General features: G+C 69.8%; 18 protein-coding genes. 10 read left to right on the top strand and 8 right to left on the bottom strand.

Features of this window, described 5'->3' with window-relative positions:
• Positions 1-18: 18 nt before the first annotated feature.
• Positions 19-1,593 carry a HAMP domain-containing protein gene (locus ASF71_RS15720; protein ID WP_056302075.1) on the top strand — a complete coding sequence of 525 codons (1,575 nt, stop codon included), beginning with the start codon at positions 19-21 and terminating at the stop codon, positions 1,591-1,593.
• Between the two features lie 73 nt (positions 1,594-1,666).
• Here ASF71_RS15720 and ASF71_RS15715 read toward each other — a convergent pair whose 3' ends face one another.
• Entirely contained in the window at positions 1,667-2,131 is a 465-nt protein-coding gene (locus tag ASF71_RS15715) for a PA2169 family four-helix-bundle protein (protein ID WP_056302073.1), read from the bottom strand.
• 177 nt (positions 2,132-2,308) lie between these two features.
• On the opposite strand from ASF71_RS15715, the gene ASF71_RS15710 reads away from it, so the two are divergent.
• Positions 2,309-3,037, top strand: coding sequence for a YqjF family protein (locus ASF71_RS15710; RefSeq protein ID WP_056302071.1), 729 nt, complete (start codon positions 2,309-2,311; stop codon positions 3,035-3,037).
• Positions 3,038-3,048: 11 nt separating this feature from the next.
• On the opposite strand, the gene ASF71_RS15705 is transcribed toward ASF71_RS15710, so the two are convergent.
• Positions 3,049-4,017 (bottom strand): hypothetical protein, encoded by a 969-nt coding sequence (locus tag ASF71_RS15705; protein ID WP_056302069.1) that lies wholly within the window; start codon positions 4,015-4,017, stop codon positions 3,049-3,051.
• Between the two features lie 4 nt (positions 4,018-4,021).
• On the bottom strand, positions 4,022-6,283 hold the full coding sequence (locus ASF71_RS15700) for a bifunctional (p)ppGpp synthetase/guanosine-3',5'-bis(diphosphate) 3'-pyrophosphohydrolase (protein WP_056302067.1): 2,262 nt from the start codon (positions 6,281-6,283) through the stop codon (positions 4,022-4,024).
• A gap of 423 nt (positions 6,284-6,706) precedes the next feature.
• On the opposite strand from ASF71_RS15700, the gene ASF71_RS15695 reads away from it, so the two are divergent.
• Positions 6,707-7,039: an FKBP-type peptidyl-prolyl cis-trans isomerase gene (locus tag ASF71_RS15695; RefSeq protein WP_056302065.1), complete on the top strand. Its 333-nt coding sequence runs from the start codon at positions 6,707-6,709 to the stop codon at positions 7,037-7,039.
• Positions 7,040-7,104: 65 nt separating this feature from the next.
• Here the strand turns inward: ASF71_RS15695 and ASF71_RS15690 are convergent, their stop codons facing one another.
• On the bottom strand, positions 7,105-7,338 hold the full coding sequence (locus tag ASF71_RS15690) for a hypothetical protein (RefSeq protein WP_056302063.1): 234 nt from the start codon (positions 7,336-7,338) through the stop codon (positions 7,105-7,107).
• 91 nt (positions 7,339-7,429) lie between these two features.
• Positions 7,430-8,686 carry an ABC transporter substrate-binding protein gene (locus ASF71_RS15685; protein ID WP_056302061.1) on the bottom strand — a complete coding sequence of 419 codons (1,257 nt, stop codon included), beginning with the start codon at positions 8,684-8,686 and terminating at the stop codon, positions 7,430-7,432.
• A gap of 292 nt (positions 8,687-8,978) precedes the next feature.
• On the opposite strand from ASF71_RS15685, the gene uvrA reads away from it, so the two are divergent.
• The 4 genes from uvrA (at position 8,979) to ASF71_RS15665 (ending at position 14,138) form a co-directional block, all read left to right on the top strand.
• The gene (gene uvrA, locus ASF71_RS15680; RefSeq protein WP_056302059.1) at positions 8,979-12,029 is read left to right on the top strand and encodes an excinuclease ABC subunit UvrA; all 3,051 of its coding nucleotides are present in this window, start codon (positions 8,979-8,981) and stop codon (positions 12,027-12,029) included.
• The gene (locus tag ASF71_RS15675; RefSeq protein ID WP_056302055.1) at positions 12,026-12,847 is read left to right on the top strand and encodes a hypothetical protein; all 822 of its coding nucleotides are present in this window, start codon (positions 12,026-12,028) and stop codon (positions 12,845-12,847) included. The genes uvrA and ASF71_RS15675 overlap by 4 nt, the downstream gene beginning before the upstream one ends.
• A 105-nt stretch (positions 12,848-12,952) precedes the next feature.
• On the top strand, positions 12,953-13,666 hold the full coding sequence (locus ASF71_RS15670; protein WP_056302276.1) for a thioredoxin domain-containing protein: 714 nt from the start codon (positions 12,953-12,955) through the stop codon (positions 13,664-13,666).
• 7 nt (positions 13,667-13,673) lie between these two features.
• Positions 13,674-14,138 carry a disulfide bond formation protein B gene (locus tag ASF71_RS15665; protein ID WP_056302053.1) on the top strand — a complete coding sequence of 155 codons (465 nt, stop codon included), beginning with the start codon at positions 13,674-13,676 and terminating at the stop codon, positions 14,136-14,138.
• Between the two features lie 109 nt (positions 14,139-14,247).
• On the opposite strand, the gene ASF71_RS15660 is transcribed toward ASF71_RS15665, so the two are convergent.
• Positions 14,248-15,027, bottom strand: coding sequence for an SDR family NAD(P)-dependent oxidoreductase (locus ASF71_RS15660; RefSeq protein WP_056302051.1), 780 nt, complete (start codon positions 15,025-15,027; stop codon positions 14,248-14,250).
• Between the two features lie 107 nt (positions 15,028-15,134).
• Between ASF71_RS15660 and ASF71_RS15655 the strand changes: the two genes are divergently transcribed.
• Positions 15,135-16,046 (top strand): carbohydrate kinase, encoded by a 912-nt coding sequence (locus ASF71_RS15655; protein ID WP_056302049.1) that lies wholly within the window; start codon positions 15,135-15,137, stop codon positions 16,044-16,046.
• Here the strand turns inward: ASF71_RS15655 and ASF71_RS15650 are convergent.
• Both ASF71_RS15650 and panD read right to left on the bottom strand, forming a co-directional pair.
• Positions 16,043-17,398, bottom strand: a complete 1,356-nt coding sequence (locus ASF71_RS15650) for an HD-GYP domain-containing protein (RefSeq protein ID WP_369815007.1) — start codon at positions 17,396-17,398, stop codon at positions 16,043-16,045. The two genes, ASF71_RS15655 and ASF71_RS15650, sit on opposite strands and share 4 nt — an antisense overlap.
• Positions 17,399-17,591: 193 nt before the next feature.
• Positions 17,592-17,954, bottom strand: a complete 363-nt coding sequence (panD, locus tag ASF71_RS15645) for an aspartate 1-decarboxylase (RefSeq protein WP_156372873.1) — start codon at positions 17,952-17,954, stop codon at positions 17,592-17,594.
• Between the two features lie 102 nt (positions 17,955-18,056).
• Between panD and ASF71_RS15640 the strand changes: the two genes are divergently transcribed.
• Positions 18,057-20,624, top strand: coding sequence for a U32 family peptidase (locus ASF71_RS15640; RefSeq protein WP_235514534.1), 2,568 nt, complete (start codon positions 18,057-18,059; stop codon positions 20,622-20,624).
• A gap of 88 nt (positions 20,625-20,712) precedes the next feature.
• Positions 20,713-21,474, top strand: coding sequence for a type I methionyl aminopeptidase (gene map, locus ASF71_RS15635; protein ID WP_056302048.1), 762 nt, complete (start codon positions 20,713-20,715; stop codon positions 21,472-21,474).
• The last annotated feature ends 14 nt before the right edge of the window (positions 21,475-21,488 follow it).

Here is a 21,488-nt window from a genome sequence, read left to right as displayed (position 1 = left end):
CACCGTGAGGAACCCTGTATGAAGTACACCGTCGTCATCCGCCAGCCTGTCCCCGAATCCATCCGGCCCGAGCTGGAGCAGCAGCTGACCGAGCGCTTCGGCCTGAGCGCCGATCAGTCGGCCCGGCTGGCCGCGCGCCGCGCCGGGCGCCTGATGAAGCCGACCACGCGCGAGCGGGCCGAGCTGCTGCTGGAACTGCTGACCGTGGTGGGCGCGCCCGCCAACCTGGAGGAGGTACCGGAAGACGCGCCCGCCCCACGCCCGGCCGAGGACGACGCCGTACTCGCCCCCACACTGGCCAGTTCCAGCCTGGCCGGCGCAGGGTTTGCCGGCCTCAGCCGTCCGGACGGCCTGGGCACGGCTCCGGCCTCCCCGTTCGCGGCGCCGCTGACCGGCGGGGCCGATCCCTTCGCCCCGGCCGGGACGGTCGCCGACCCGTTCGCGGCGGCCCCAGTTTCCCCCAGCGCGAGCACGGAAGCGGGTCTGCCCGACTGGGCCCGGAGCCCCCGCAGTGGGGGCGCGGGACTGGCCAGCACGGCGGCCACCCTCCCAGGCGCGCCCATCGGCACGGCCCCCAGCGGCACCGGGCTGCTGGCCACGGCGACCCTGCCTCCGCTGGCGACCGCTGCCGATCCCTTCGCCAGCCCGGCCGCCGGGGCTCAGGACACGCCGGCCGCCGACGACTGGGCCGACTTCGCCGGCTCGCTGGGCGGGGCCGAGGGCGGCGTTGCGGAGTCCCGGCGCGAGGCCACCCCCAAGGGACCGGAATTCATGACGGCCGTGACCGAGACGGTCGTCGGCGAGAGCAAGCAGGCCGGGCCGCGCCGCAGCCTGACCCAGCAGATCACGCTCGGCACGCTGCTGCCGCTCGTGCTGTCCAGCCTGCTGACGCTGGCCCTGCTCGCGCTCTTCCTGCCGGGACTGCAGCGCCAGCTCGTGCAGGACAACGCAGGCGTGCTGGCGGCCTCTCTGGGCACCAACCTGAGCACCGGCAGCCAGAGTCTGGCCTTCAGTCAGATCGACGACATCGTCAAGAACTCACAGGTAGGTTTCGTGCGGGTCGAACTGCCCGGAGGCAACAGCTACCTGCGCTCGCGCACGCCGGGGCAGAACGACCGCCTGAACACCCAGCTGGGCCAGTGGGTCGGCAGTCATCCCACCGGGGGGACCCTGCGGCTGGGCAACACGTCCTACGTGGTGAGCCGCGTGACGGTCATCGGTGACGACATCGGCCGCCCGAGCGTCGTCCCGGCCGGCCGCGCCACCGAGGCCAACCTGATCCGGCGCGTGACGGTGGGTCTGCCCAGCACGCAGGCCGACCGCAACCTCCTGCGCACCACCCTGCTCGTGCTGCTCTCGACCCTGGCGGGTCTGGCGCTGGCCGCCTGGCTAGCCATCCGCTCGGCGCGGCGCATCGTGCAGCCCATCACGGAACTCGTGAAGGTCGCTGACGCCATCAGCCTCGGGGACCTGACCCGGCCGGTGCGCGCAGGCAACAACGACGAGATCGGCGACCTCGCCCAGGCCCTGGAGCGCATGCGCCTGAGCCTCGAAGCGGCCATGGACCGTCTGCGCCGGCGCCGGCGCGGCTGAGTCTCCTCGGCAGCAAGAGGCCCATCATCGGATGGGCCTCTTCTGTACTGCTGACGACCGCTAGAACCAGACCTTACTTCTTGTCGGCTTCCATACGGTGCTTGAGGTCACGGATCTCGTCGTGGCTGCTCTTGACCTGATCGTACTGGCTCTGCACGAAGCTGCGCAGATCAGCAGGCAGGTCGGCCTCGTTCAGGGCGTCCTGGTAGTTGCCGATAGCCACGTCTTCGCCGCGTTCAGCTTCGGCCACCACGGCGTAGTCGTCGCGGCCAGTCACGGCGTCGCGCACGCCCAGCCAGGTGCGGTGCAGGGCCGCGCCAACACTGCCGCGTTCGCGGGGCTGGCCGCCCAGTTCGCTGATCTTGGTCTCCAGTTCGGTGGCGAGCTTGGCCCGCTGCGCTGAGCGGCCCTGAAATAGCGTCTTGAGAGAAGCCGACTCGGCATGATCGGCCGCCTCCCGGAAACCGGTCTCGCCGTCGCGCACGGTGCCCAGCAGCTTCTGAAGGTGGTCCACGGCCTGATCGTTGGTGAGGGGCATGTCGTCTCCTTGTGTCGCGCCGTCCAGGCCACGCCTGTACACCCGCAGGCTAGAAGGTCGGTCGCCGGCAGAAGTGAGGGCCGGCATACCAAGTCGCCTTGAGCTGACCTTCAGGCCATCTTGAGAGGACCCTGGGGAGCCCGGCCCGCTTGGAGTGGGCGCATTAGCCTGCCGGACATGACCGTTGCCCCCGCCACCGGACCCGACCTGCCCGGCTGGGCCCTGCGCATGGTGTGGCGCGACCTGTGTTTCATGCACTGGCCGGTCGCGCCGCATTTGCTGACCCCGGGGCTGCCGCGAGGTCTGGAACTCGACACCTACGGCGGGCAGGCGTGGCTGGGCGTGGTGCCCTTCCGCATGACGGGTGTGGCTCCACGCGGGCTGCCGAGCGTGCCAGGCCTGAGCGACTTCGCCGAGCTGAACCTGCGGACCTACGTGACCGTTGGCGGCGTGCCGGGCGTGTGGTTCTACAGCCTCGACGCCGCTCAGCCGCTGGGCGTGCGGCTGGCGCGGAGCCTCTTTCATCTACCGTACTTCGACGCCCGGCTGTGGGCCAGCCGCGAGCGGGGCGTCACACGCTACGCCGGCCTGCGGACCCACCGGGGCCAACCACCGCTGCGCTTCGCCGCTGCGTACCGGCCGGAGGGCGAAGAATTCACCGCGCCCGACGGCAGTCTCGAAGACTTCCTGACCCACCGCCTGTTCCTGTACAGCGCCGACCGGCAGGGCCGGATCTACCGGGGGCCCATCACGCACCGGCCCTGGCCCCTGCGGCGCGCCCGCGCCGTGATCCGCGAGAACACCCTGGCCGCACCCCTGGGCCTGGACCTGATGGGCCTGGGTGAGCCGCACCTGCTGCACGCCGAGCGGCTGGACGTGCGCGCGGGCCTCATCCGGCGGGTGTGAGGGCGGGGGAACTACTCTCCGAGGCCGAACGGCGTGTCCAGGCCGCTGCGGGCCGTCTCCAGGGCCACCTCGGGGGCGTAGGTCAGGGCCAGCACCGCGCGGTAGGTCCGCAGCGCGAGGTCACGGTCCCCCTGCGCGTCACGCACCTGCCCCAGGCGGACCAGCACCAGCCCGGGGAGGCTGCGCGGTTCGTCTCCCCGCAGGGCGTGAGCGGCCGCCTCAAGCTGCATCCGGGCCTCGCTCAGTTCTCCGGCCGCCAGGGCCAGCCCTCCGGCCGCCGCGCGCAGTTCGGCCAGCGGGGTCACAGCGTCTCCGGCCTCACGGGTCAGGGCCGCGAACAGGGCCGGCAGGTCGTCGTCCTCCCGCAGCTGCCACGCACGGTCGGCCAGGGCGCGTAGGCGGCTGGTCTCGCCGGGCACCAGGGACCCCAGATCGGGCAGCGCCGCTGTGGGCAGGTGCTCCAGCAGACCCGGCAGGTCGTCGAGGGGCACGAGGACGGCGCCTTCCAGGCTGCCCAGGCGCGCGGCCAGCTCGCCCAGGCGGCGAGCCTGCCAGCGGGTACCCGGTCCCTCGTCCAGCGCGGCGCGGGTGGCCTCGTGGTAGGCCCGGACCCCGGCGAGCATCTCGGGAGAGAGCACCCGCTCGGGGGTCAGGGGCAGGCTCAGGAGCGCGCTCAAGGCCGCCTCGGCCGCGCCGGCCGCGCGCAGGCGTTCGCGCCCCTGGGGATACTGGGACAGAAAGGCCTCGAGCTGAGCGCGTTCGGTGTCGGCCCAGCGCCAGTCGGGGGCCAGTTCGCCCTCGCCGCGCAGGGTGATCCCGGCGGCGGGCAGCGCGTCCCGCAGGGGATGGTCGGCGTCGTCGCTGCTCGCCCACCACAGTTCGCGTAGTCCCGCGGCCCGCAGCGCCTCGGCCACCGTACCGGCGTTGAACTGCGGGTGAAGCCGCAGCAGGTCGCCCAGATCGGGATACAGGATCGGCATGACCCTAGCCGCCCGTCCTCTTGCCCCGGCCCAGCCGCACCACGGCGCTGACGCCCTCGACGCCGGCCAGCGCGCCGCGGATGGTCTCGAGCTCGGTGTTGCCCGACACGGCCAGGCGCAGCTCGATGTGGGCCGTGTCGTCGGCGCGCACCCCCGCCTCGACCTTCAGGGGACTGACCTTCTGCTGGGTCAACACGCTCAGCACGTCGGCCAACAGACCCCGGCGGTCCGGCGCAACCACGTCGAGCTCGACGATGGTGGTGCCCGCCATCCCCGCTTCCCAGGAGGCCGCCACGCAGCGCTCGGGTTCCTCGGCGAGCAGCCGGATCATGTTGGGGCAGTCGATGCGGTGGATGCTCACCCCACGCCCGCGCGTGAGGTAGCCCATGATCTGGTCCCCGCGGATCGGCTTGCAGCAGTGGCTGAGCTTGGTCGAGGTCGTAAAGCCCTCGACGTAGACCCCGCCCGGCTCGGGGGCGCGCGGCACCGGGGCGCGGCGGCTCGGCAGAGGCGAGGCCTGCTCCTGCGCCAGCGAGGGCGCGAGCACTCGGCCGACCACGCTGGGGGTCAACTTGCCGGCGTGCAGGGCAAGGTACAGGTCGTCGGGGTTGCGCGAGCCCAGCAGGCGGTTGGTCGCGTCCTCGAGGAGCTTGGTGCGCATGAGCTGGCGCACCGGCAGCTGCCGCTTGCGCAGGTAGCGCTCGAGCAGTTCATGGCCGCGCTCCAGGGCTGCCTCGCGCTCCTCGGTGCGGAAGTGATGACGGATCTTGGCGCGGGCGCTGCGCGTCACGGCAAAATTCAGCCAGTCCTTGCTGGGCCGGCCATTCTTGCTCGTCACGATCTCGACCATGTCGCCGTTGCCCAGGTGATGCGCCAGCGGCACGATGCTCCCGTTGACCCGCGCGCCCACGGTCGTCTCGCCGATGCGACTGTGGATGTGGTAGGCGAAATCCACCGGAGTGCTGCCGGCGGGCAGCGACACGGCCAGTCCCTTGGGGGTGAAGACGCGCACCCGCTGCGAGAGGATGTCGCTCTTGACCGCGTCGAGGTAGTCCGAGGCGTCGTTGATCTCGTTTTGCAGTTCGCGCATCTGCGCGAGCCAGCTCTCGCGGTCCTTCTGGGCCAGCCCGGCGCCCTGCTTGTACATCCAGTGGGCGGCCACGCCGTACTCGGCGACCTCGTGCATCCGCAGCGAGCGGATCTGCACCTCGATGGGCTGCCCGCTCTGGCTGATGACGGTCGTATGCAGGCTCTGGTAGCCGTTGGGTTTGGGCACCGCGACGTAGTCCTTGAAACGGCCCGGCAGCGGCGTCCACATGCTGTGCACCACGCTGACCGTGTGGTAGCAGATGCGTTTCTCGCGCGTCTCCTCGGCCCGTTCGCGCCGCTTCTCGTCGGTGCCGGGCGGTACGGTCAGGTCGCGCGGGCGCAGGATCACCCGGATGGCGAGCAGGTCGAAAATCTGCTCCAGGCCCTTGCCCTCCTTCTGCATCTTGCTGTGGATGCTCCAGAGGTGCTTGCTGCGCCCCGAGATGTCGATGTCCGACACCCACTCGTGCAGTTCGAGGTCGTCGTCCAGACCCGCACTCAGCTGCGCGACCGCCTCGGCGATCAACGCCTCACGCTCGTCCTGACGGGTGCGCAGCCGCGTGGACAGGTACTCGTAGGCGTCGGGATTGAGATACCGGAAACTGAGGTCCTCGAGTTCCCACTTGATCTGCCCGATCCCGAGGCGGTGCGCGAGCGGCGCGAAGATCTCCATCGTCTCGCGGGCGATACGCGCCTGCTTCTCGGGCTTCATGCTGCCCAGGGTGCGCATGTTGTGCAGGCGGTCGGCGAGCTTGACCACGATGATGCGGATGTCGGCCGTCATGGCGACGAGCATCTGGCGCAGGTTCTCGGCCTGCACGTCGCGCCCGGTATCGCTGACCTGCGCGGCCTGACTGCCCTGCTTGGAGAGCTTGCTGACCTTGGTCTCGCCCTCGACGATGCGCCGCACGTCATGACCGAACAGGCTCTCGATCCCCGCGAAGGTGACGGCCTCGACGTCCTCGACCGTGTCGTGCAGCAGCCCCGCCATGAGCGAGTCGCTGTCCATGCCGAGCTTCGCCAAGATGACCGCGACCGCCACCGGATGCGTGATGTACGGCTCGCCGCTCTTGCGGTTGACGCCCGCGTGCGCGTCGCGCGCGAACTCGAAAGCCTCCTCGATCTTCTGGCGTTCCGGCAGCGGCCGGTCGGCGATCAGGGGGCGCAGTTCGTCCATTCCATAATCAGTCTGAGAAGTCAGGTCTTCGCCCGGATGCGGCACGTCCCGCAGCATAGCGCGTCTCCCTCGCCCTTTTTGCGGCGCGGTCTGTCCTGCCGTCCTCCACCAGGCCCATAAAAACGGCCCTCACCAGGAAGTGGGGCCGGACACGGGTGGGGAAGGAGCCGTCAGCGGCGGTCACGCACGCGCACGGGGATGGGCACCGGCTTGGGTTGAGGCGCGCCTTGCAGCGTCTCACGCAGCCAGTCGATGAACTCACGCAGGCCCTTCATGTGGTTCAGTGTAGGCGCCACCAGATGGGACGGATGGCTCGCAGCTTACCCACCCTTTAACCAGGGGGTGAGACTGTGCCTGACGTTCCTTTATACCCGCTTTAGCCGGGACGGGACATTGGGGAAGGGTGGTTTAGGCTGAGCTCCTATGACCCAGTCCGAACTACAGATCGACAAGTACCACGAGGGCAACGGCCCGGTGGCCGAAAAGGGCAAGACCGTGAGCGTGCACTACACCGGCACGCTGGAAAACGGCACGAAGTTCGATTCGAGCCGCGACCGGGGCGAGCCCATCGAGTTTCCGCTCGGCGTCGGGTACGTCATCCCCGGCTGGGACCAGGGCATCGCCGGCATGCATGTGGGCGACAAGGCCCGCCTGACCATCCCTGGCCACCTTGCCTACGGCCCCCAGGGCATTCCCGGCGTTATTCCTCCCAACGCCACGCTGATCTTCGACGTGGAACTCGTGGGCGTGCGCTGAAGCCAGCTCTGCAATGAAGCTCCCCGCCGGGACACTCTGGCGGGGCACTTCTTTTCTTGTACGGTTCAGTCGTCACGCTCGCTGGCCGTCGCGCCGTCTTCGATGTCGGTGTAGTTGCCTTCGGCGTCCACCAGGCCCTGATCCGGCTCCATGTTGATCCCGTTGACGCCGGGACTGTCCTGCACCACGCCTCCGCGCCCCACCTGGCCGGGGTACTTCGTGGCGCTCTCCGAGTCGGTGCCGCGCTCGCCCTCGCGCACGTCGAGTTGCTCGTCGCTCTTGTGTCCGGTTCCAGTCATGGGGGCAGCCTAGCCGGGGTGCGGGGGCGGGCGGGTGTGCCGCGCCTCAACGCCCCCTGAAGACCGCCCAGCCCCCATGCCGGGGCCGGTGTCACCAGCCGCGCCCCTTGATCCGCGAGAGGTCGGCGGCGAGCTTGGACACCGCCGCCTGCCCTTTGACCTTGCCGGTCAGGACCGAGGTCACGCTGTTGGCGAAGGCCTGCGACACCTGGTTGTACTTGGCCTTGGTCGGGCCCGAAGGCCGGGCGACCGCGCCCGTGAACACGCTTTCGAGTTGGCCCATGAAGGGGTTTTTGGCGATGATGTCCTTGTCGCGGTACAGCGTCTGGATGGTGGGGTTGTAGCTGCCCTCGACGGCGCGGATCTTCTGCTCGGCGGGGCCGGTCATGTACCGGATGAGGCTGATGGCCGCCTCCTGGTTCTTGGAGTACAGGTTCACGCCCATGTTCCAGCCGCCCAGGGCCGCCGCCGCCTTGCCCCCGCCACTGGGCAGCGGCGCCACGGCGATCTTGCCCTTGACCTTGCTGTCGTCGCTCTGACCGTTGGCCCAGGCGTAGGGCCAGTTGCGCATGAACAGCGCGTTGCCCGACTGGAAGATGCCGCGCGCCTCTTCCTCGCCGTAGGTGGTCACGCCCTTGGGGCTGATGGTGTTGATCCAGCTCGCCGCCATGTCCAGCGCCGCCGCGGCTTTGGCGTTGTCGATGGTCACCTTGCCGCCCGCGTCCACGATGGCCCCGCCGCCGAAGGACGAGATCCATTCCAGCGCGTCGCAGGTCAGGCCTTCGTAGTTCTTGCCCTGCCACACGTAGCCCGCGAACTGGGCGTTGGTCTTGCGCTCGCCCGCCTGGACTTTTTGCGCCATCGCGGTCAGCTCGGCCCAGGTCTTGGGGGCCGAGGCGTAGCCGTACTTTTTCAGGAGGTCGGTGCGGTAGTAGAGCAGCCCCGCGTCGGTGAACCAGGGCAGCGATACGAGTTTGCCATCCACGGTATTGGCGTCCACGATGCCCCTGAAGTGCCGGTTCACCTCGGCGGCCGGGACCTTGCCCGTCAGGTTCACGAGCTGGTCGACGAGCAGGCCCGGCCACACGATGTCGAGCAGGTACACGTCGATGTCGCTGCTCTTGGCCGCCAACTGCTGCTGGATGACCCCGAGGTGGTCGCCGCTGTTGTTGGGACTTTCGAAGAACTTGGCACTGTTGCTGGTCTGCCTGGCCCAGCGGTTGACGCCCTGCTGGCACAGCTCATACCCGCTGCCGGCTCCACAGTCCACGGTGAGGGTCACGGCACTTCCCCAGGAAGCGCTTCCAAGCAGCAGCCCCAGGCCCAACCCTACGAGTGCGTTACGCATAACCAGTCTCCAGGCGCCGGACGCGCCATGTCAAGAAGTCGTTGCCTTCTGCCGCCAGAAGTTCTGAGATTCGGTTGTGGTATGCCCCTACGGTAGCAGCTCCGCGCCGCCGCTGCCCTTCATGGACGGCCTTCATCCACGTCCGTTCCTGGCTTCCAGATCAAGGCGGCGGGCAGCCCCAATCTGCTAGAATGGCCCGTTTAGGAGCGGAGGGGCAAGGTGTCCTTACGCAGGCAACGTAACCCCAGTCGGCCCATTTCGCTGTCCTGGCCGCGAATCAAGGAGAATCCCCTTGCAGAACAACCTGATCGTGCGCGGTGCGCGGGAACACAACCTCAAGGACATCACGGTCGAGCTTCCCCGCGACCGTTTCGTGGTGATCACCGGCGTGTCGGGCAGTGGCAAGAGCACCCTGGCCTTCGACACCATCTACGCCGAGGGCCAGCGCCGCTACGTCGAGTCGCTGAGCGCCTACGCCCGGCAGTTCCTGGGGCTGATGGAAAAGCCGGACGTGGACAGCATCACGGGGCTCTCGCCGGCCATCTCCATCGACCAGAAGACGACCAGCCACAACCCCCGCTCCACGGTGGGCACCGTGACCGAGGTGCACGACTACCTGCGTCTGCTGTACGCCCGCGTGGGCACGCCGTACTGCCCCATCTGCGGGCGCAAGATCGAGAAGCAGTCGCCGAGCGAGATCACCGACCGGCTGCTCGGCGAGTTCACGGACAAGCGCGCCATCCTGCTGGCCCCGGTCGTGCGCGGGCGCAAGGGCGAGTACCGCAAGCTGTTCGCCGAGCTGCGCCGCGAGGGCTTCGCGCGTGTGCGAGTGGACGGCACGCTGTACGAACTCGACGAGGCCGAGAAGCTCAAGCTGGAGAAATTCGAGAAGCACGACGTGGACGTGGTCATCGACCGCCTGACCCTGCGCGCAGGCGACCGGACCCGCATCGCCGAGAGCGTCGAGCTCGGCCTGCGCCGGGGCGAGGGCCTGCTGCGCGTCCTGATGCCCGACGGCGCGCCCAGTCAGGACGGCGAGGAGGGCGGCCCCCACGAGGAGCTGTATTCGGAGAAGTTCGCCTGCCCGGAGCACGGCAGCGTCCTCGAGGAACTCGAACCGCGCTCGTTTTCGTTCAACAACCCCTACGGCGCGTGCCCCGACTGCGCGGGCCTGGGCAGCAAGCAGGAGTTCAGTCCCGACCTCGTCATCGACGACAAACTCAGCATCGCCGCCGGGGCCATCCTTCCGTGGACCAAGAAGGGCGCCGACGCGGGCGTGTACTACTGGGACAAGTTGCAGGCCCTGGCCGAGCACCTGGACTTCGACCTCAAGGCGCCCTGGCATGAACTGCCCGTGAAGGCGCAAAAGGCCGTGCTGTACGGTCCCGGTGAGCCTTTCGAGGTCGTGTACCGACGGGGCGGCAAGGAAACCATGCGGTTCATGACCGAGTTCGAGGGCGTGATGACCAACCTGGAGCGGCGCTTCGCCGACACCGAGTCGGAGTTCATGCGCGAGAAGCTCGAGGAAATGATGGAACTGCGCCCCTGCCCCACCTGCGGCGGCACCCGCTACAAGCCCGAGATTCTGGCGGTGAGGGTCGGCGGCCTGAACATCGCCCAGGCGAGCGGCATGAGCGTCCTGGAAGCCGACGCCTTCTTCGGAGAGTTGCAGGACGGCGCGCTGGACCACGCCCGCATCGAGCCCTTCCTGAAGGAGCACCTGGGCGGGGCAGCGCGGGCCCACGGACCGCTGCACTACGCCTACACCCTGGGCGGCTTCGGCGCGGCGGTCGCGGCCCCAGTCCTGCGGGCCATCCGCACGCGGCTGAAGTTCCTGGTGGACGTGGGCCTGGATTACCTCTCGCTGGACCGCACCGCCAATACGCTCTCGGGCGGCGAGGCCCAGCGCATCCGGCTGGCGACGCAGGTCGGCTCGGGCCTCACCGGCGTGCTGTACGTGCTCGACGAACCGTCCATCGGCCTGCATCCCAAGGACAACGGCCGCCTCATCGGCACGCTGAAGAACCTGCGCGACCTGGGCAACACCCTTATCGTGGTCGAGCACGACGAGGACACCATGATCGAGGCCGACTACCTCGTGGACATGGGGCCGGGCGCGGGCGTACACGGTGGGCAGGTCATCGCGGTGGGCACGCCCGCCGAGGTCCGCGACAATCCCGAGAGCCTGACTGGCAAGTACCTGCGCGGCGAACTGAAGATCGAGGTGCCCGAGCAGCGCCGCCGGGGAAACGGCAAGCACCTCAAGGTCTTCGGCGCGCGCGAGCACAACCTCCAGAACGTGGATCTCGACCTGCCGCTGGGGGCCATGACGGTCGTCACCGGGCCCTCGGGCAGCGGCAAGAGCACGTTGATCCACGACATCCTGCACGCCTCGCTGGCGCGCGAGCTGAACGGCGCCAAGACGAATCCTGGCAGGTTCGACCGCATCGAGGGCATGGAGCATCTCGACAAGGTCATCGAGATCGACCAGTCGCCCATCGGCCGCACGCCGCGCAGCAACCCGGCCACCTACACCGGCATCTTCACCGAGATCCGCGACCTGTTCACCCGCACCCCCGAGGCGCGGCGGCGCGGCTACCTCGCCGGGCGCTTCTCGTTCAACGTCAAGGGCGGGCGCTGCGAGCACTGCAAGGGCGACGGGGTCATGAAGATCGAGATGAACTTCCTGCCCGACATCTACGTGCCGTGCGAGGTGTGTAAGGGCGCGCGCTACAACCGCGAGACCCTGGAAGTGAAGTACAACGCCAGGAGTATCGCCGACGTACTGGACATGACGGTCGAGGACGCGCGGAACTTCTTCGAGGCGATTCCAGCCATCGAGCGCAAGCTCAGCCTGCTGTGCGACGTGGGCCTGGGCTACATGCGCGTCGGGCAGCCCAGCACCACGCTGTCGGGCGGCGAGGCGCAGCGCATCAAGCTGGCGACCGAGCTGAGCAAGCGCGCGACCGGCAAGACCATCTACATCCTCGACGAGCCGACGACGGGCCTGCACTTCGAGGACGTGCGCCGCCTGATGGAAGTCCTCGACCGCCTGACCGACGGGGGCAACACCCTGGTCGTGATCGAGCACAACCTCGACGTGATGAAGCGCGCCGACTGGATCGTGGACCTGGGGCCCGAGGGCGGCGTGCGCGGCGGAACCATCGTGGCGACCGGCACCCCCGAACAGGTCGCCGCCCACCCCACGAGCTACACGGGCGAGTACCTGCGCAAACTGCCGGGCATCACGCCTGCGGCCGCGGCCGAGCCCGAGCCGGTCCTGGCCTCCCCCACCCGGAGCGGGCGTTCTCAGAAGGGGCGTGCTAAAACGGGAGCAGCATGACCGCCGCTTCCCTGCCGCCCCGCCGACGCCCTGCCCGCGCGGGTCTATGGACTGCCCTGCGCCTGCTCGCGGGGCTGGTCCTGCTCGCGGCACTGGCCTACTTCATGTGGACCCCCGGTGACTGGCCCACGCGCCTCTTCGCCTGGGTGCTCCTGACCATCCTGGCCGACGAATGTGCCGGCTGGTTCGGGTACACGGGGCTGGCGCTGGGCGCGCTGGCCTTCTTCGCGCCCTCGGCCCCGCCCGAACAGTGGACCCTCATCGTGCCGCTCGTCGGCGGAGTCCTGTTCGCGCTGCTGCTGCTCAAGCATTCGGGGGGGCCGTTCGTGCTGCCCTTCGCCGCCGTGATCTTCGCCGGGGCGCTGTACGCCACCGGCCGCTTTGGCCTGAAGATCGACCCGGCCCTCACGCTGCCCGCCAACACCACGTTTCAGCGCAGCGCGGTCGTTCCGATGCTGCTGGGCCTAGGCTTCAGCTTCGTGCGGCAGCTCGTCGGCAACGCCCTACGCTTCGCGGCGCGGCGGCGGGCGGGGCGTGCAGCGGCCCCCGTAGTCATGGTCGATCCGGCCGTGGCGGCTCCCGAAGTCAGTGTCCCCGAACCCCATGTGTCCGAGGTCGAGGTTACCTCGCCTGCGGGCGAGCCCGTGCTGGTGGCCCCGGCCGCCGCGCCTGTCCCCCAGGGGTCGGCAGGTCCGGTCCTCACCAAGCCGGCGGCCGCGCCCCAGCTGAGCAAGGCCGACCTGGGCACCGTCGACTTAAGCGCGGCCGACTCGAACACCGAGGCGAGTCCCCCGGCCCCCTCCCGCTCAGGTCAGTAACTTCCTTGCCTTCCGGCCGCGCGGCTCCTCCCCCAGTTGGAGGGGCCGCGTTCTCATGAGGCGTGAACGCGACGTATGAAAGCGCACGTTACACTTGACCTCAAGATGACCCGACTGTCCGGAAACAACCAGAACCGCTCCGTGCTGCTCATCGGCACGGTCATTGCCGTCGTTCTCATCGCGCTGGCCCTGTTCGCGGTGCGTGGCCGTCCGGCAGGCGGCGCGGCGAACACGAACGCCGTGAACTTCAACTACGCCTCGCTGCCCTTCGCCGGCCAGGAAAGTGCCCCCGTGAATGTCGTCGTCGTCGAGGACTTCAAGTGCCCTGTGTGCAAGCAGTTCGAGGAGACGGTCGCCCCCGAGCTGCGCACCAAGTACGTGGACAGCGGTCAGGCCAAGATGTACGCCCTCGTGTGGCCCTTCCTGGCGCAGGTCGTGGGTCTGCCCACCGACGACAGCAAGCTCGCCGCACAGGCCGGCAAGTGCGTATACGACCAGCGCGGCAACGACGGCTTCGGCGCCTACAAGTCGATCCTGTTCCGCGCGCAGGGCGACGAGCGCACCGTGTGGGCCACCAAGGACCGCCTCAAGGAACTGGCACAGAACGTCGAGGGCCTCGACCAGACCGCCTTCGCCACCTGCCTCGACACCGACGCCACCGCCGCGCGCGTGGACGCCGACGAGAAGCAGGCCACCGACGCGAACGTGACCGGCACGCCCACCGTGTTCGTCAACGGCAAGGTCGTGACCGGCAGCAACGGCCAGGGCAGCTGGCAGCTCGCCGACATCACCGCCGCCATCGACGCCGCCAAGCAGTGAGCCTCAGGTGAGCCGAGACAACCGCCTATACCTTGCCTGGGTCGTGGCCCTGGTCGCCACGCTGGGCAGCCTGTACTTCAGCGAGGTGCGGGGGTTCAACCCCTGCATCCTGTGCTGGTACCAGCGCATCTGCATGTACCCGCTCGCGGCGGTGCTGGGTATCGCGGCCTTCCGGGGTGACCTGAATATCCGCATCTACGCCCTGCCGCTGGCCGCCGTCGGCTGGCTGACCGCGCTGTACCAGAACGCGGAAACCTGGGGCTGGGTGCCGGTCCTCAAGGCCTGCACCACCAACCCCGCCGCCTCGTGCGGAACGCCCTGGCCGGTATGGGGCGCAGGCAACGACGCCCTGAACACCACCATCACCATTCCGGTCCTGAGCATGATCGCCTTCACCCTCATCATCGCTCTGCTGAGCTGGCGCCGCGTCGCCCGCACGGCCGGCGATCAGACGGTCACTGCGCAGGCGTAAGCGGTAAACGTGAGGGGCGGCTTCCTTTGCAGAAGCCGCCCCTCACGTTTACTTGTGCCGAGCCACCTTCCTCCGCGCGCAAGCATGGGGGAAAGCCCGGGCGGCCGGATCAGACCGGGCGGCCCGCCATCATGAAGCTCGCGGTCATGCCGCCGTCCACCGGCACGATGGTCCCGGTCAGGAAACTGGCCTCGGCGCTGCCGAGAAAGTACACGACCTGGGCAGCCTCACGCGGAGTGCCCATGCGGCGCAGGGCGTGCAGGTCCTCGTAGTCGCGCCGGGTCTGCTCGGGGTCGTCGCTGCCAGCGATGGCCTCCAGCACGCCCTCGGTACTGATGGCCCCCGGCGCGATGGCATTGACCCGGACCCCGTGCGACGCGAGGTCGAGCGCCATCGCCCGCGTGAGGTTCACGAGGCCGCCCTTGCTGGCGTTGTAGGCGGCGTTGTTCTGCTCAGCAAAGAGGCCCTGCACACTGGCGACGTTCACGACCGCCGCGCCGTGGGGCATCAGCCCGATCAGTTCACGCGTCAGCAGCAGCGGCGCGGTGAGATTCACGCCCAGGGTCCGGGCCCAGCCGCGCTCGCTGACCTCCAGCACGCTGCCGTGGGCACCCTGGTAGGCGGCGTTGTTCACCAGCACGTGCACCGCTCCCAGTTCGTGGGCGGCGCGGACCAGTCGGGTGCGCCCGGCAGCGGTCGAGACGTCGGCCTTGAGCCGGGGATGCCTGCCGCGCCCACCCCCCGCCAGCACCGGCGGCAGGTTCAGGTCGGCGCTCAGGACGTGGTGGCCGCGCTCGGCATACAGCTCGGCGATGGCCCGGCCGATCCCGCGCGCCGCGCCGGTCACGACAACGTTCAGGGGGCCACTGGAAGGGGCGTCGGTGGTCATGAGGTCAGTGTGCCCGCTGACCCCCGCGCCGGCCCCGGTCCCTCAAGGACGCCTCAAGGCAGGCAGCCCGGCGCTGTTCCCACATCCGGCTTGCTACGCTCGGGGACATGGACCGCCCGCTGCCCCTGATCGTGAGTGCCGGAGAAGCCCTGACCGACCTCGTCACCGCCGGGGGCAACACCTGGGAGGCCCACCCTGGCGGCGCCGGCTGGAACGTGGCGCGCGCCTGCGCCCGGCTGGGGGTGCCCAGCGCCTTTGCGGGCGCGGTGGGGCAGGACAATTTCGGCGACGAGCTGCTGAGCGGGTCCCTGGACGCGGGCCTCGACCCCCGCTTCCTCCAGCGGGCCATCGCACCGACGCTGCTCGCGGTGGTCTACAGCAAGTCGCCGCCCGCCTACCGCTTTCTGGGTGAGAACAGCGCCGACCTGCACTTCGACCCTGCGTTGTTGCCAGAGGGCTGGCTGGGCGCGGCGCGCTGGCTGCACCTGGGCGGCATCAGCCTCGCGCGCTGGCCGCTGGCCGACACGCTGCTGGGCGTACTGGCCCAGGCCCGGGCGGCGGGCGTGAAAATCAGTTTCGACCCCAACGCACGCATCACGCACCATCACCCCGACTACCGCGCCGTGTTCACGAAGGTCGTCCGGCAGTCGGACCTCCTGAAATTCAGCGACGAGGACCTCGTGTTCTTCTTTCCCGGCCGCAGCGAGGAAGACGCCCTGCGCGACCTGCGCGGTATGAACGCCCAGGCACCCATCGTGATTACGCGTGGGGCGGCAGGCGCCAGTTTGTACCACGCGGCGGGCCGCGCCGACCTGCCGACTGTGCCCGTCGCGGTGGCCGACACGGTCGGGGCTGGGGACGCCCTGTGCGCCGGGCTACTCGTCAGTGCCACCGAGCGCCCCGAGGCCCGCTGGACCGAGCACCTCGCGCTGGGACTGCGCGCCGCCGCCGTGGCCTGCTCGCACGCCGGGGCCTACGCCCCCACCCGTGAGGACGTGGCGCGGCTGGGGGCGAGTTAGCGCACCAGCCGGGTGTCATCGCGCGAGCGGACGAGGCGCACGAACGCCTCGACGTACTGCGGGTCGAACTGCCGCCCAGCCTGATCGACGATCTCGTCGAGGGCCTGTTCGGCCGGCCACGCCGTCTTGTAGGGCCGCGGGTAGGTCAGGGCGTCGTAGACGTCTACGATGGCGAAGAGCCGCGCGGTGTCTGGAATGTTGTGACCGCGCAGCCCCGCCGGGTAGCCTCCGCCGTCCCAGCGCTCATGGTGGTAGCGCACGAGGTCGAGGGTCTCGGCCGGCAGGAAATGCAGGTCCTGGAGAATGTCGTATCCCACCATAGGGTGGCGCTGCACGGCGCGCCTCTCCTCCTCGTCGAGAGGACCGGGCTTATGCAGGATGCGGTCGGGCACGGCGATCTTGCCCAGGTCGTGCAGATAGGCGCCCCAGCGCAGGGCCTTGATCTGGGTCTCGCTCCAGCCCAGTTTCCGCGCGAGGCGCACGCTCAGGGTGGTCACGCGCTGGGTATGACCGCCGGTCTCGTCGTCGCGGCGCTCCAGCGCGGCGCCCAGGGCGCGCAGGGTCAGCTCGTTGGCGTCGCGCAGCTCGCCGATGGCCTGCCCCTGCCCCAGGTGGGCGCCGAGCAGCTGCGCGAAGGCCCCGACGACCTCCTTCTCACTCTGGCGGAAGGCCGTCTCGCCTGGCCGGGCTAGGAGCAGCAACCCCAGCGGCGCGCCCGCCTCGCCCTCAATGGGCGCGACGTGGTACTGGCGGCGCTCGGCGCGGGGCAGCAGCGCCAGCCCCTGCTCGGCGACCCAGTGGTCGGCCTGCACGCTGCGGCTGTCGTTGTCGCTGGGCTGGAGGGGGCGGTCCATGTGCGTGCGGAACTGCCCCGAGGACGCCAGGATGTACGGCGCGCCGTCTCGGTAGGCCACGAAGGCCACATGCGGCGCGGTCTGGAGCTGCTCCATGATCTCGGTGCCCGCGCGCATGATCGCCTCGGGGGTGTGTGCACTGGCCAGGCGCTCGGAGCAGCCGCGCAGCGCCCGCACCACCCGCGCCTGCCAGTGCCGGTCCTCGTAGGCGGCCTGCTGCGTCACGGTCAGGTAGCCCAGCCCCAGGACCGCCAGCAGCGCGCCCGCGAGGTCGTCGAGGGACAGCCGCGCCCCCGGCAGGGCCAGAGAAAACAAGAAGGCGGCCGGATAGAGCACCAGCGACGCCCAGCGCAGCGCGCCGCCCAGATTCCAGCTCGCCAGCGCGAACACTAGAGATGCCCCGATGAGTAGCCCGCCCGCCTGCCGGTAGGTCGCGTAGGCCACCATTCCGGTCATGACCAGCAGAAGAAACACGATCAGGGGCTGGGGGCGAAGCACGGCCGCACTTTAGCACCAGGAAGAAAGCCCAAAAGCATAGGCTGCCCAGCGCCGGGACACCAGCCCCGAGTCTGCTCCGGGTCCAAGGTGTCTAGATAGGCTGGGGGGCCGGAACCTGGGGTGCCCGCTCTGCTGCGCGGAGTGATTTAGCCTTTCTAGGCGCCCGCAGGTGTCCGGGCAAATCGGACAGTGTTCAGACTGGCGCCAGCTCCAGCAGGCGGTTGTGGGCGTCCACCAGCACCACCTTGGGCTCTAGGGTGCGGGCCTCTTCCTCGCTGAAGTTGCCGAACGCCGCGATGATCACGAGGTCGCCCGGCCCGACGAGATGCGCCGCCGCGCCGTTGATCCCGATGACCCCGCTGCCGCGCGGGCCGCTCAGGGCGTAGGTGTGCAGGCGGTTGCCGTTGGTGATGTTCCAGATGTCCACCTTCTCGCCCACCAGGATGTCGGCGGCGTCGAGAAGGTCCTGGTCGACCGTTACGCTGCCCACGTAATCCAGGTCGGCCTGGGTCACGGTCGCGCGGTGAATCTTGGCCCTGAACATGATGCGTTCCACGAGCGGGCATTGTAGACCCTGACCCGGCTGCGGCGACCCGCCAGCGCACTTTGGGCTTCCGGTCACGTGGTTCCAGATGAAGGTGCGGTAAACTGTCCCGTTATGCCGCGTCCCCGTATCAAGCCCGAAGTCATGAGTCCCGTCGGCGGTCTGCCGCAACTGCGCGCCGCCGTGGAGGCGGGGGCCGACGCGGTGTTCTTCGGCGTCAACCCGGTCAGCGGAGAGGGCCGGCAGGACGGCGCGGGCTTCCACGCGCGCGCCAAGGTCGGTTTCGAGGCCGAGGCCCTGCCCGAGATCATGCGGGGGCTGCACGCGCGCGGGGTCCAGGGCTTCGTGACCTTCAACGTGCTCGTGTTCGACCGCGAACTGCGCGACGCCGAGCGCCAGCTCATCTGGCTGGCCGAGTCGGGGGTGGACGCGATCATCGTGCAGGACCACGGCGTCGCCCGGCTGGCGCACGAGATCTGCCCCGACCTGCCCATTCACGGCAGCACGCAGATGAGCATCACCTCGGCCGAGGGCGCCGAACTCGCGCGGCGGTTCGGGGCTTCGCGGGTGGTGCTCGGGCGCGAGCTGTCGCTGCGCGACATCGGGCGTATCGCCGCGCAGACCGACATCGAGCTGGAGACCTTCGTGCACGGCGCGCTGTGCGTGAGCTACTCGGGCCAGTGCTTCTCCTCGGAGGCCTGGGGCGGGCGCAGCGCCAACCGGGGCCAGTGCGCCCAGGCGTGCCGGCTACCCTACGACCTGTTCGTGGACGGAATTCAGCGCGACCTGGGCGACGCGCGCTACCTGCTGTCGCCGGGCGACCTGTACGCCCTGCACCAGGTGCCCGACCTCGTGGAACTGGGCGTGAACTGCCTGAAGATCGAGGGGCGCTACAAGGACGCCGAGTTCGTCGCCCTGACCACCTCCGCCTACCGCAAGGCCGTGGACGAAGCCTGGGCCGGGCTGCCCCTGAGCGTGAGCCCCCAGGAGGAACAGGACCTGGAACAGGTGTACTCGCGCGGGCTGGGGCCGCACTTCATAGCGGGCACCAACCACCAGACCGTCGTGCGCGGGCGGGCCCCTCGGCACCGGGGTGTGCGCGTGGGCACGGTGCGCGGCGTCACCGAGCGCGGCGTGCTCGCCGAGCTGACCGAGGCCCTCAAGCCCGGCGACGGCCTCGTGTTCGACCCGGCCAACTGGCGCAAGCCCGAGGGCCGCGAGGAGGGCGGCTTTCTGTACGGCCTGTGGCAGGACGGGCAGCAGGTCGAGGACATCCGTGCGGGCGGGACCTACGAACTGCGCTTCGGACGCGGCGCGGTGGACGGCCGCCGCGTGCGTGAGGGTGACCCGGTGTGGCGCACCCAGGACCCCACCCTGGCCGCCCGCGTGCGCCCGCTCGTCGAGGCGGCCGACCCGGTCTACACTCGCCCCGTCACCGCGCAGTTCGTGGGCCGGGTGGGCGAGGCGCCCACGCTGACCCTGGACGACGGCCAGGGCCACCGCGTCACCGCTACTGCGCCCAAGCCGCTTTCGCCTGCCCGCAACCGCGCGCTGGACGAGGCGGGACTGGAGGGCGCGCTGGGCAAGCTGGGGGGCACCGGCTACCACCTCGCCGGGCTGACGGCCGAACTTCAGGGTGCGGGCTTCCTGCCCGTCTCGGCGCTCAATGCCCTGCGCCGCGAGGCCGCCGACGCCCTCACCGCGGCGCGTGCCCAGACCCCCGAGCGGATCGCCCGCCCCCGGCTGGACGACGTGCTGCCGGAACTCCAGGCCCTCACGCCGCCCCGGACCACCCGCCCGGCCGACCCCCGGCTGCACGTTCTGGTCCGCACGCCCGAGCAGCTCGCGGCGGCGATCGAGGAACGTCCCGATTCCATCACGCTCGACTACCTGGAGCTGTACGGCCTGGGCCCGAGCGTGGAGCAGGTCAGGGCCGCCGGGATTGAGGTGCGGGTCGCCAGTCCCCGGATTCTCAAGCCCACCGAGCAGAACCTCCAGAAGTTCCTGCTGGGGCTGGGCGCGGGCATCCTGGTGCGTTCGGGCGGGCTGCTCGAAGGCCTGCAGGGTCAGGCCGGCGACACGCCGCTGACCGGCGACTTCTCGCTCAACGCCGCGAACCTGCTTACCACGCGGGCGCTGCTGGACCTGGGCCTTACGCGCCTGACCCCCACCTACGACCTCAACGCCCGCCAGATCACCGAACTGGCCGCCCTGGTGGGGGGGGAACGACTGGAGGCGGTCGCCTACGGCCACCTGCCGGTGTTCCATACCGAGCACTGCGTGTTCTGCCGCTTCCTGTCGGACGGCACCGACTACACCAACTGCGGCCACCCGTGCGAGTCGCACCGCCTGGCCCTGCGTGACGAGCGCGGCGTGGCCCATCCCGTGATGGCCGACGTGGGCTGCCGCAACACGGTATTCGAGGGCCGCCCGCAGATCGCCGCCGCGCACCTGAGCGACTGGCTGGGCGCCGGCCTGCGCGACTTCCGGCTGGAGTTCGTCCACGAGACCCCCGAGCAGGTCCGCGCTGTCGTCGCGGCCCACCGCGACTTTCTGGCGGGCACGTGCACGGCGGCGGACCTCGGAGCCCGCCTGCGCGATCAGGCCGACCAGGGCACGACCGAGGGCAGCCTCTTCGTGCCGCAGGGCTTCGGGGAACTGGCGCTGCTGCCGATGCTATAGGAGGGGGCAGTAGGGCGCGGTCCGGGCACCTGGCCCGCATGACTTCCGTCCCACTGTGCCCAGGCCAGGGGTGCTAGCCTGATCCGTTATGAGCCGCATTGCCCTGAAATCCGCCCGCGAGATCGAAGTCATGCGCCGCGCCGGGGGGCTGGTCGCGGAAACCTTCCGGGTGCTAGAGCCCTTCGTCAAGCCGGGCGTGACACTCAAGGAACTCGACCGTCTGGCCGAGGAACATATCCGGAAGGCCGGGGCCACCCCTGCCTATCTGGGCTACGGGCCGCGCAACAATCCCTTTCCCGGTACCATCTGCGCGAGCGTGAACGAGGTCATCTGCCACGGCATCCCCGACGGGCGCGAGCTACAGGACGGCGACATCCTGGGGATGGACATCGGCGTGCTGCTGGACGGCTACTACGGCGACGCCTGCTACACCTACACGGTCGGTGAGGTCAGCGCCGAGGTGCGGGGTCTGGTGGACACGACCCGCGCGTGCCTTCAGGCAGGGCTGGACGTGGTGAAGCCCGGCGCCCGGACCGGCGACATCGGGCACGCCATCCAGACGCTGGCCGAATCGCGCGGCTACGGTGTGGTGCGCGAGTACACCGGCCACGGCGTGGGCAAGCGCCTGCACGAGGAACCGACCATCTACCACTGGGGCGCGCGCTACACTGGCCTCAAGCTGCAACCGGGCATGGTCTTCACCATCGAGCCGATGATCAATCTGGGGACGCCCGAGACGCGGCTGCTGCCCGACGGCTGGACGGTCGTCACGGCCGACCAGCGTCCCAGCGCGCAGTTCGAGCACACCCTGGTCGTGACGCCGCGGGGCTACGACGTCCTGACGCTGTAACCCTGGAGCAGGCC

The sequence above is a fragment of the Deinococcus sp. Leaf326 genome (genome assembly GCF_001424185.1).
Classification (GTDB): Bacteria; Deinococcota; Deinococci; order Deinococcales; family Deinococcaceae; genus Deinococcus.
This window is presented reverse-complemented; position numbering and strand designations above follow the sequence as displayed.